The following is a 10,125-nucleotide window of genomic DNA, read 5'->3' on the forward strand; positions in this document are numbered from 1 at the left end:
AATTGCTACACTAGAATGAAGGGAAACTTATTTTCGGCGAGTGCGCCGATCGCGGTCGAACAGCCGGACCCGGAGGGTCCGCGGCTACCGGCCGGCCGATCCGGTTCCCGGGGTCGCGCCCGGCGGCTGCTGCCGGAAGAAGCGCATCATCTCGCGGCTGGCATCCGGCCCGCGCGGTTCGGTGTAGGACCCGGCCGGGCTGCCTCCCGACCAGGCATGACCGGCGCCGTGCAGCACCCAATGCTCGGTCATCGGGCGCCCGCCCTCATCCGTCCGCACCGTGCAGGTGTAGCCGATGCCGCCCGCGGCGGTGCCTGTCCGAACCGTGCTGTGCAGCCGGGACGCGGCCTCGGCCTGGGCCAGGACCTGGTCGCCATTGACGGGGCTGACGGTGGTGTCGCGGTCACCATGGAACACGATGGTCGGGACAGCGGCGCCGGACCGCCTTGCGCCTGCTGCCGCCGGAGGCATGCCCTGCCGCATCGCCGTGAAGGCCGACATCATGTCGGTGGCCGCGCCGCAGGCCAGGCCTGAATGCACGCCGACGGCGGCATAGAGATCGGGATAGGCCGCCCCCATGATCGCCGCGGCGGCGCCGCCGGCGGACAGGCCGGCGACATACACCCGCCCCGGATCGACCGGGTGATCGCGCATGATCTGGCGGGTGATGCCGGCGATCAGCGCCGGTTCGCCGCCGTCACGCCGCTGGTCCCCCGGGTTGAACCAGTTCCAGCAGCGTGAGGCATTGGCCGACCGGGTCTGTTCGGGATAGGCGACGAGGAAGCCCTGCTCCTCCGCCAGCTCATTCATCCGGGTGCCGGCGGCGAAATCGTCCGGCGATTGGGTGCAGCCATGCAGCATCACCACCAGCGGCAGCGCCTGCCCGGCACGGCCGGACGGACTGTACAGCTTGTAGGTCCGCGGCCCCGCCTGGCCGGCGTAGCTGCACTCATCGAACCGCGCGCCATCGGGCACCGGCGTCGGCTTCGGAGCATCGGGACGGGCGGCTGTACCGGTGCCACCGGCGGGGCCATGGGGCCGTCGAATGCGATCGAGAAACCCGCGGAAGGCGTCGCGGGCCTGCGGCTGGCCAGCCGGCGCGGTGTCGGGATCACCGGGCCGGGGCGGCGTCCAGGTCCCGCCGGTTCCCGGCGACGGCGGCACCATGTCGATGATGGCGTCCCCATCGGGGGCGGGTTTCCAGGCCGAGCTGGTCTTCGAAGCCGGCGAGTTTGGAGATGGCGGCGCGGCGGGAGACCCGCGCAGAAGCGCCATGGCTTCGCCAAGCCGTCCAGCGCGCGTGAGGCGGGTCACCTCCCGCATGTCGATCTTGGGGCGTGCGATCATGGCAACGGGATCCTGTGTGTCGGACATCCGCCAGGACGAGCATGGCCCGCCCGGGTCGGCCGAGATCGGAGGTAGTTCGTTTAAGGCCGGAGTTCGTTTGCCACCCCGGGCCCGCTTCGTCAGCGGATGCGGTCGCCGAGGGCGGCCTTCACCGCGGCACTGGCCTGCAGGGCGCCGAGCACGTGAAGCGAGGCGATGGTGTCGCGGGCCAGGTCGGGGGTGACGTCGTCGGCGATCACGGCCAGGCCCAGGACCTGGATGTGCAGCATTTCGCCAGCGCGCCGCACCGCTTCCAGCTCTGTCCGGTCGAATTGGCGAAGGCCGAGGTCGAGGCGATGGCGGGCGACGGATTGCTGGATAGTGTCGCCATGCCGTTCCAACTGGTTGCGAATGGCGGTGCGGATGAGGTCGGTCCGGTTGGAGTAGAAGCCCTCACGCACCAGCAGGTCGATCTGGCCGAGATCGACATAGCCGAGATTGATCGTGATCTTCTCGCTGTCGGCCAGTTTCGACCGAGGGTTCCGCATCGTGCCCGACATACACAACCATCCATATACCATCCAGATGGATGGTATATGGAGTGTGCACCGATATATGCAATCGGGTCGGGTCTAAAAAAGCGAAACGGCCGACTTGCCGGGATCGAAGCGGGTGGCGGTTCAGATCATCTGGCGCGCCGCCCCTCTCCAGGCCCCCGGGAAAGCCCGCAGGAGCCGGCGATTGCGCATGACAGCGTCGGCATCGGCCGATACGATCGCGGCCATTCAGCCCGCCCTATTTCCGGGAGCCGTTTCGATGAGCTACCAGACGCCGCAAGAGACATTCTGGGCTGGGGAGTTCGGCACCGAATATATCACGCGTAACCGTGCCATTAATTTGCTCGGGCCGAAGATCCGTATGTTCTCCCGTATTCTCGGCATGACCCGGGACGTCCATTCCGTCTTCGAGATTGGCCCCAATGTCGGCCTGAACCTGCTTGCGATCCGTTCGGTATTGCCGGCCATCGAATTGAGCGCCATCGAGATCAATGAGGATGCGTGCCGCGAGGTCCGGGGCCTGATCGGCGACAATGCCATTCACGGCTCGATCCTCGATCTCGATCCCACCCGGACCTTCGACTTTGTGTTCACGTCGGGCGTCTTGATCCACATCGATCCGGACAGCCTGGGCCCGGTCTATGACAAGATGCATGCGATGTCGTCGCGCTACATCATGGTCAACGAGTATTACAACCCAGCCCCGGTGGAGGTGACCTACCGCGGCCAGGCGGGCCGGCTGTTCAAGCGCGATTTCTGCGGCGATCTGCTCGACCGGTTCGCGGATCTGGAACTGGTCGACTACGGCTTCACCTATCGGCGCGACCCGATCTTTCCACAGGACGACTGCACCTGGTTCCTGCTGCGCAAGCGCTAGCCGCGGCACCGTCGTGCTGGTCCGCTTCATCCTTCAGGCCCGGTTCGATTCGTCCCGCCTGCCGGGCAAGGCGCTGCTGCCGGTCGCCGGATTTCCCGCCGCCATCCTGGCCGCCCTGCGCGCCGGTCGGGACGGGACCGACACCGTGCTGGCCACGACGGCCCGGCCCTGCGACGACCCGATCGCGGCCGCGGCGGACGCCCACGGCATCAAGACCTTCCGCGGCGACAGGGACGACGTACTGGGCCGGTTCATCGGCGCCTGCGCCGACCTGCCGGATGAGGCCATCGCCGTGCGCCTGACCTGCGACAACACGGTGCCCGATTGCGACTACGCCCGGTCGATCGTGGACAAGCTGCTGATCCACCGCGGCGACTATTACGGCACCGAGTACAAGGCCGATGGCCTGCCGGACGGGATCTCCGCCGAGGCGATGCCGGTGGGTGCCCTGCGCCGGTCGCACCAACTCGACCGCAGCCCCGGAAACCTGGAGCACGTCACCACCTTCCTGCGCCGGGGCGGCCAAGGCCCGCGGCTGCCATCCGACTCCCTGCACATGGCCCATCTGCGCTGCACCCTGGACACGCCGGAGGACTATGCACGCGTTACGGCGCTGTTCGATGGCGTGGCCGACCCGATCGGGACGCCCTGGCGCGACCTGCTGGCCCGGCTGGCCACGCTCCCGGCGCCACGCGACCTCTGAAGGGCTGCCTATTCTCTGTGCTTGAGCCGGTTCCGATGAGCGGCCTGCTTCGCCCGGTTGCCGCAGATCGCCATGCTGCACCAGCGGCGACCGTGGCCGCGGGTGTGGTCGGCGAACATCAGGGTGCAGGCGGGGCCCTCGCACGCCTTGACATGGGTGAAGTCCTCCTCGCAGACGAAGGCCGCCATCGCCTGGGCGATCGGCAGCAGCAGCGAGTCCGGCGACCGCCAACGCCGCGACCGGAGGACTGAGAGGCCCGGTGAGGCGCCGTCGCCGCGCAGCGCGATCTGGTCGAACGCCTCGTCGCGCGCCAGCATCCGGTTCAGCGGCAGCAGGTCGTCCAGCGCATCCGCTGCCAGCGGCCGGCCCTTGCGGTCGTTGACGAATCCCCGGAACCACTCGCGGAGGCTGCGCGCCTGCGCCGCCACGCTGTCGAGTTCCCCCGGCATCGCCTTGGACCGCAGCTCCTCCAGCGCGTGCGCAGGCATCAGCTCTGCCTGCGCCAGCCACGACAGCAGCCCGTCGCCGTCATCGAGCCATTCGACCGGTATGTCCACCGGCGTCGCGATCGAGTTCAGGAAATCCAGGCCGAGCGCGTCGGCGAGGAAAATCGCGGGAGGGTGGTGATGGCCCATGGGGTCGACCTCGATCGAAGCAGATGACTTTTATGTAACCTCGCAAAGGGGCGTTGACAAGTTATCTCTGCGAGACTAGTAACCTTTCTCATCGCATCAAGATGGTTACCAAGACCCCTCAGGAGGCATCATGTCGCGCAACACTCCGACGATCATGCTGGTTCACGGAGCCTGGGCGGACGGCTCGTCCTGGGCCCGCGTGATCGGCCCGCTGCAGCAGCAGGGCTTCCGGGTCCATGCGGCGCCGCTGCCGCTGACCTCCCTGACCGATGATGTCGCGGCCCTCGACCGGATTCTGGAGCGGATCGACGGTCCGGTCGTACTGGTGGCGCATGCCTATGCCGGCGCGGTCATCGCCGGGACGCGCAGCGACAAGGTCCGGTCGCTGGTCTATGTCGCGGCGCTGGCCCCGGATGAGGGCGAGACGGTCGCCGATGTGTTCTATCGCGCCGAGCCGCACCCGCAGGCGCCGAAACTGGCCCCCGACGGCCACGGGCTGATCTGGCTGCCCGAAGAGGCCTTCGCCGCCGCCTTCGCGCAGGACGCCACCGCTGCGGAGCAGGCGCTGCTGGCCGCGGTGCAACGGCCGATCGCCGTGCCCTGCATCAGCACCCCGGCCGGCCGGCCGCTGTGGAAGGACCGGCCGAGCTGGTACCTGGTGGCGGAGCAGGACCGGATGATTCCGGCGGAGACGCAGCGCTTCATGGCGACGCGGATGGGCGCGCAGATCCGCACCGCCGCCGTCGACCACACCCCCATGGCCACCGCCCCCGAGATCGTCCTGGGCATCATCACCGACGCTGCGGTCTGATCGTCCGTCATAACCATATAGTCGCGATTAGTTCGGTTATTAAACCCTCGCTGGCCCAGCAGCCGGCCTATTCCGTGGAGACTCCGCCATGACCCAGATCCGCTATCGCCACGCCGATGTCGACGGCTTCAAGGTGTTCTACCGCGAGGCCGGCTCGCCCGGCGCCCCCAAGCTGCTGCTGCTGCATGGCTTCCCCAGCGCCGGCCACATGTTCCGGGACCTGATCCCGCTGCTGGCCGACCGCTTCCACATCGTCGCCCCCGACCTGCCGGGCTTCGGCCAGTCGGACATGCCGCCGCGGAGCGAATTCGCCTACACCTTCGACCACATCGCCGGGGTCATCGACCGCTTCACCGAGGTCGTGGGCTTCGATCGTTTCGCGATCTATGTGTTCGACTACGGCGCGCCGACGGGCTTCCGCATCGCCGCGAAGCATCCCGACCGCATCACCGCGATCATCACCCAGAACGGCAACGCCTATGCGGAAGGGCTGAGCGAGGGCTGGAACCCGATCCGCACCTATTGGCAGGACCCGTCGGCGGCCAATCGCGATGCCCTGCGGGCGTTCCTGGCCCCCGAAACCACCCGCTGGCAATACACCCACGGCGTGCCCGACCAGACAGCGATTTCCCCGGACGGCCTGTCGCTGGACAATTTCTACCTGGCGCGGCCTGGTGCCGATGAGGTGCAGCTCGACCTGTTCCTCGACTACGCCAGCAACGTCGCGCTGTACCCGGATTTCCAGGCCTATTTCCGCAGCCATCGGCCGCCGCTGCTGGCGGTGTGGGGCCGGAACGACCCGTTCTTCCTGCCGCCCGGCGCCGAGGCGTTCAAGCGCGACATTCCGGATGCCGAGATCCGCTTCTTCGACACCGGGCATTTCGCGCTGGAGACGCATGCCGGCGAAATCGCTGCGGCCATCCGCGACTTCCTGGCCTGAAACCCAGCGCGCTCCGGATCCGAAGCGTCCGGAGCGCGCATCCCATGGAGGATCAGATGCGGGCCATCGTGCTCGAGAAATTCGGCGGGCTGGACAGCCTGGTCTACCGGGACATCCCGGAGCCCGAGCCCAAAGCCGGCCATGTCGTCATCGAGATCAAGGCCTTCGGCCTGAACCATGCCGAGATGCATATGCGCCGCGGCGAATGGGCCGAGGCCGCCCCGGTCAGCGGCATCGAATGCGTCGGGCTGGTGAAGTCCTGCCCCGGCGGCGAATTCCCGGTCGGCGCCAAGGTCGCGGCCCTGATGGGCGGCCTGGGCCGGACCATCAACGGCAGCTATGCCGAAGTCACCCGGGCACCGGCCACCAACGTCGCGCTGATCGAGTCCGACCTGCCCTGGGCCGAGCTGGCGGCGATCCCGGAGACCTATGCCACCGCCTGGACCTGCCTGTTCCGGAACCTGGAAATCACCGCGGGCCAGACGCTGGTGATCCGCGGCGCGACCTCCTCCTTCGGCCAAGCCGCCCTCAACATGGCGGTCGATGCCGGGGTCCGGGTCATCGCCACCGCCCGCAGTCTCGAGAAGGCTGCGATGCTGACCGCACTCGGGGCGGCGCGGGTCGAGCTGGAGGGGCCGGACCTGTCGAAGCGGATCGCCGAGGCCAGGCAGCTCGACGCCGTGCTGGATCTGGTCGGCAACAGCACCATCCTCGACTCCCTCGCCATGCTGCGCCGCGGTGGCCGGGCCTGCCTGGCCGGCTGGCTCGGCGGCCTGGCGCCGATCGCGGATTTCAACCCGCTGCTGCAGATGGCGAGTGGCGTCTACCTGACCTTCTTCGGCAGCTTCGTGTTCGGCACGCCGGGCTTCCCGCTGTCCGACGTGCCGCTGCAGGACATCGCCCGCAAGGTCGCGGCTGGCCGGCTGAAGGCCAAGCCGTCGCGGATCTTCACCTTCGACCAGATCCGCGAAGCCCATCGCGTGATGGAGGCCAATGAGGCCGGCGGGAAGATGGTCGTCATTCACTGACCGCCGATTCGCTGACCGATCGATCACTCAATTACGGAGCATGCCGTCATGACCAAATCCGTCGCCATTGTGACCGGTGCCAGCCAGGGCATCGGCCGGGCCACCGCCCTCCGCCTGGCCCGGGATTTCTCCGCGATCGTGCTGGTCGCCCGCAGCCGCGAGAAGCTGGAGGACCTGGCGACGGCGGTGCAGGCCGCGGGCGCCGAGCCGCTGGTGATCGACGCCGACCTCGCCGAGCCGGCTGCGGCACAGGATGTCGTCGCCCGCAGCCTGGCGGCGTTCGGCCGGATCGACGCGCTGCTGAACATTGCCGGCGCCGTGCCGCAGGTCGACCTGTTCGAGATGACCGACGCGCAGTGGGAGGGCGGCCTGGCGCTCAAGCTGCACGGCGCGCGCCGGCTGACCATCGCGGCCTGGCCGGCGCTGAAGGAGGCGGGCGGGTCGGTCGTGCTCATGTCCGGCAACTCCGCCGAATTCCCCAAGGCGCCCTATGCCGCGGTCGGCACCATCAACGCCGCCATCGTCGCGCTGGCCAAGGCGTTCTCCGATCGCGGCATCGCCGATGGCGTCCAGGTCAACAGCGTGCTGCCGGGGCCCGTCATGACCGGCCGCCGGCAGTCCTATCTCGCGCACTGGGCGCCGCTGCACGGCATGACCGTGGAGCAGGCGACCGCCGCTTTCCCGAAGGAAGCCGGCATCGCCCGGTACGGCGAGCCGGAGGAGATCGCCGAGCTGATGGCTTTCCTGGTCTCCCCCGGCGCACGCTGGATGACCGGCTCGGCGCTGCGGATGGATGGCGGCGAGGTCAAATCCATCTGACCGGAACTGTTGACCCATACTCGCGGATCGGAAGGATTGACCGTGGACGAACTCGATGTTCAGCGGGGGCGGCAGGCACCGCCGGCCCCTGCCCTTGTCCGGCAGATCGGGGCGCCGCTGGCCGTCACGGCGATCATCCTGGTGGCGCTCGGGCTGCGGCCGTCGATCGTGTCGGTGGGACCGATCCTGCCCTCGATCATCGGTGAGTTCGGGCTGTCCCACGCCATGGCCTCGCTGCTGACCTCGATCCCGGACCTGCTGATGGGGCTGTTCGCGTTGCCGACGCCCTGGCTGGCCCGGCGGTTCGGCCGCGACCCGATCCTGCTGACGGCGCTGGCGCTGCTGGCGGCGGCGACCTTCGGACGGGCGCTCGCCACCAGCACCGCCGGGCTGCTCGCCGCCACCGCCGGCGTCGGCGTCGGGATTGCCGTCGCCGGCGCCCTGATCGCCGGCTTCATCAAGGCGCGCTTCGCCTCCCGGGCGGCGCTGATGATGGGCCTCTACGCCACATCCCTCTCCATCGGCAGCACCATCTCCGCCGCGGCCACCGGCCCGGTCGCCGTGGCGACGTCGTCCGGCTGGCGGCTGGCATCGGGGATGTGGACCGCCGTGGTGCTGGTCGGGCTTGCGGCCTGGCTGGCGGTGACGGCAAGCGAGCGCCGGCAGCATGCGGTGGTGCCGGTGGCCCCGGTGCGCCATGCCCTGCCCTGGCGCAGCCCGACGGCATGGCGGGTCGCGCTGTTCTTCGCCTGCGTGAACGTCCTATTCTACACCATCCTGGCCTGGACGGCGCCGATGTACCAGGAAGCCGGGGCCTCGCCCGCCACCGCGGGGCTCATCCTCGCCACCTTCACCGCGGCCTTCACCGTCGCCAACCCGATCTTCGGCGCGCTGAGCCGGTCAGAGGATCGCCGGCGCTGGCTGGCCCTGGCCGCGGGCCTCACCGTGGTCGGCGTGGCGGCGATCGCACTGGCCCCGACCGCAGCCCCCTTCCTGTGGGTGACGATCGGCGCGTTCGGACTCGGCGGCACCTTCACGCTGGGGATGACCCTGCCGCTCGACAACACCCGGACCGCGGCCGAGGCGAATGCCTGGAACGCCTTCGTCCTGATGGTCGGATACGTCATCGCCGCCGCCGGCCCGCTCGCCGCCGGCCAGCTGCGCGACGTCACCGGCAGCTTCCGCCCGTCCTGGTGGCTGCTGACGGTCGTCGCCACCCTGATGCTGGCACTCACACCCTTCCTGAAGCCGCACCGCCCCCGGTCGCCGGACGCGGCGTGATCCCACCCATCGATCGAGAAAGGACTGCAGAATGACCGGTTCATCCGATGCAGACCCGTTGCCTGGCAGGCTGAGCCGCCGTGGCTTCGTGGCGGCCAGCCTCGCCGGGGCGATGACGGCCTCCGCCGCCAGAGCGACCCCTGTCCCCGAGGCGCCGGCCGATTGGCACGGCACCTCGTACCGCACCGTCGACGTGCAGGGCGTGACGATCTTCTACCGCGAGGCCGGCCGCCCCGGGGCGCCGCTGCTGCTTCTGCTGCACGGCTTCCCGTCATCGTCGCGGATGTTCGAGCCGCTGCTGCAACGCCTGGCCGACCGCTATCACCTGATCGCGCCCGACTTTCCGGGCTTCGGATATTCGGACGCGCCGCCGCGCGAGCAGTTCGCCTACACCTTCGACCACATCGCCGAGGTGATCGAAGGGTTCGTGCAGGCCCTGTCGCTCAGCCGGTACACCCTGTACCTGCAGGATTATGGCGGCCCGGTCGGCTACCGCCTCGCCGTGGCCCATCCGGAGCGGGTACAGGCGCTGATCGTCCAGAACGCCGTGGCCCATGAGGCCGGCCTCGGCGATGCCACCTGGGCGCCACGGCGCGCCTTCTGGGCCGACCGGGCCGCGCATGAGGCGGCGTTCCGCGCCGCGTTTCTGTCACCCCAGGCGACCAAGACCCGGCACATCGCCACATCGCCGCATCCGGAACGCTACAACCCCGATGTATGGGAAGCGGAGATCGCCTTCCTGGCGCAGCCGGGCCAAGCCGATATCCAGACGGATCTGTTCTACGACTACCGCACCAATGTCGCGGCCTACCCGGCTTGGCAGACGTGGCTGCGCCGGGACAAGCCGCGCAGCCTGCTGGTCTGGGGCCGCTACGACCCGTCCTTTGCGGTGGCGGAGTGCGACGCCTTCAAGGCCGACGTGCCCGAGGCGGAGGTGCATGTGCTCGACGCCGGCCATTTCGCCCTCGACGAGGCCGCCGACCTGCTGGCCGCCTGAGCCGGACCTTCCGATCGGTCGACCGTCGCTCTCACCCCAGGAAGGCCCGCATCAGGCCGGCGATCTGGTCGGCGGCCTCGTCGAGGGCGAAATGGCCGGCGTCGAGCACATGCACCTCCGCCTCGGGCACGTCGGCCTTGAATGCGTCGCA

At 69.1% G+C, this 10,125-nt stretch carries 11 protein-coding genes; 8 read left to right on the top strand and 3 right to left on the bottom strand.

Annotation, left to right across the window (positions count from 1 at the left end; genetic code table 11):
* Positions 1-84: 84 nt before the first annotated feature.
* Both AC3XYG_RS01890 and AC3XYG_RS01895 read right to left on the bottom strand, forming a co-directional pair.
* A complete protein-coding gene (locus AC3XYG_RS01890) occupies positions 85-1,347 on the bottom strand; it encodes an extracellular catalytic domain type 1 short-chain-length polyhydroxyalkanoate depolymerase (RefSeq protein WP_489138118.1) in 1,263 nt (420 codons plus the stop codon).
* A 119-nt stretch (positions 1,348-1,466) separates the two neighbouring features.
* A complete protein-coding gene (locus tag AC3XYG_RS01895) occupies positions 1,467-1,886 on the bottom strand; it encodes a ribbon-helix-helix domain-containing protein (protein ID WP_489138119.1) in 420 nt (139 codons plus the stop codon).
* Between the two features lie 256 nt (positions 1,887-2,142).
* On the opposite strand from AC3XYG_RS01895, the gene AC3XYG_RS01900 reads away from it, so the two are divergent.
* Both AC3XYG_RS01900 and AC3XYG_RS01905 read left to right on the top strand, forming a co-directional pair.
* Positions 2,143-2,760: a pseudaminic acid biosynthesis-associated methylase gene (locus AC3XYG_RS01900; RefSeq protein WP_489138120.1), complete on the top strand. Its 618-nt coding sequence runs from the start codon at positions 2,143-2,145 to the stop codon at positions 2,758-2,760.
* A 13-nt stretch (positions 2,761-2,773) separates the two neighbouring features.
* Complete coding sequence (locus AC3XYG_RS01905; RefSeq protein ID WP_489138121.1) at positions 2,774-3,463, top strand: cytidylyltransferase domain-containing protein; 690 nt, start codon at positions 2,774-2,776, stop codon at positions 3,461-3,463.
* A gap of 8 nt (positions 3,464-3,471) precedes the next feature.
* On the opposite strand, the gene AC3XYG_RS01910 is transcribed toward AC3XYG_RS01905, so the two are convergent.
* A complete protein-coding gene (locus tag AC3XYG_RS01910) occupies positions 3,472-4,098 on the bottom strand; it encodes a CGNR zinc finger domain-containing protein (protein ID WP_489138122.1) in 627 nt (208 codons plus the stop codon).
* 130 nt (positions 4,099-4,228) lie between these two features.
* Between AC3XYG_RS01910 and AC3XYG_RS01915 the strand changes: the two genes are divergently transcribed.
* The 6 genes from AC3XYG_RS01915 to AC3XYG_RS01940 all read left to right on the top strand — a co-directional run bounded on the left by AC3XYG_RS01915 (position 4,229) and on the right by AC3XYG_RS01940 (position 9,974).
* Complete coding sequence (locus AC3XYG_RS01915) at positions 4,229-4,909, top strand: alpha/beta fold hydrolase (RefSeq protein ID WP_489138123.1); 681 nt, start codon at positions 4,229-4,231, stop codon at positions 4,907-4,909.
* 88 nt (positions 4,910-4,997) lie between these two features.
* The gene (locus AC3XYG_RS01920; RefSeq protein WP_489138124.1) at positions 4,998-5,849 is read left to right on the top strand and encodes an alpha/beta fold hydrolase; all 852 of its coding nucleotides are present in this window, start codon (positions 4,998-5,000) and stop codon (positions 5,847-5,849) included.
* A 56-nt stretch (positions 5,850-5,905) separates the two neighbouring features.
* On the top strand, positions 5,906-6,877 hold the full coding sequence (locus AC3XYG_RS01925; protein ID WP_489138125.1) for a zinc-binding alcohol dehydrogenase family protein: 972 nt from the start codon (positions 5,906-5,908) through the stop codon (positions 6,875-6,877).
* 48 nt (positions 6,878-6,925) lie between these two features.
* Positions 6,926-7,696, top strand: a complete 771-nt coding sequence (locus tag AC3XYG_RS01930) for an SDR family oxidoreductase (protein WP_489138126.1) — start codon at positions 6,926-6,928, stop codon at positions 7,694-7,696.
* A 42-nt stretch (positions 7,697-7,738) separates the two neighbouring features.
* Positions 7,739-8,977 (top strand): MFS transporter, encoded by a 1,239-nt coding sequence (locus AC3XYG_RS01935; RefSeq protein ID WP_489138127.1) that lies wholly within the window; start codon positions 7,739-7,741, stop codon positions 8,975-8,977.
* Between the two features lie 31 nt (positions 8,978-9,008).
* Positions 9,009-9,974, top strand: a complete 966-nt coding sequence (locus tag AC3XYG_RS01940; protein WP_489138128.1) for an alpha/beta fold hydrolase — start codon at positions 9,009-9,011, stop codon at positions 9,972-9,974.
* Positions 9,975-10,125: the final 151 nt, after the last annotated feature.

Source organism: Inquilinus sp., from assembly GCF_057815775.1.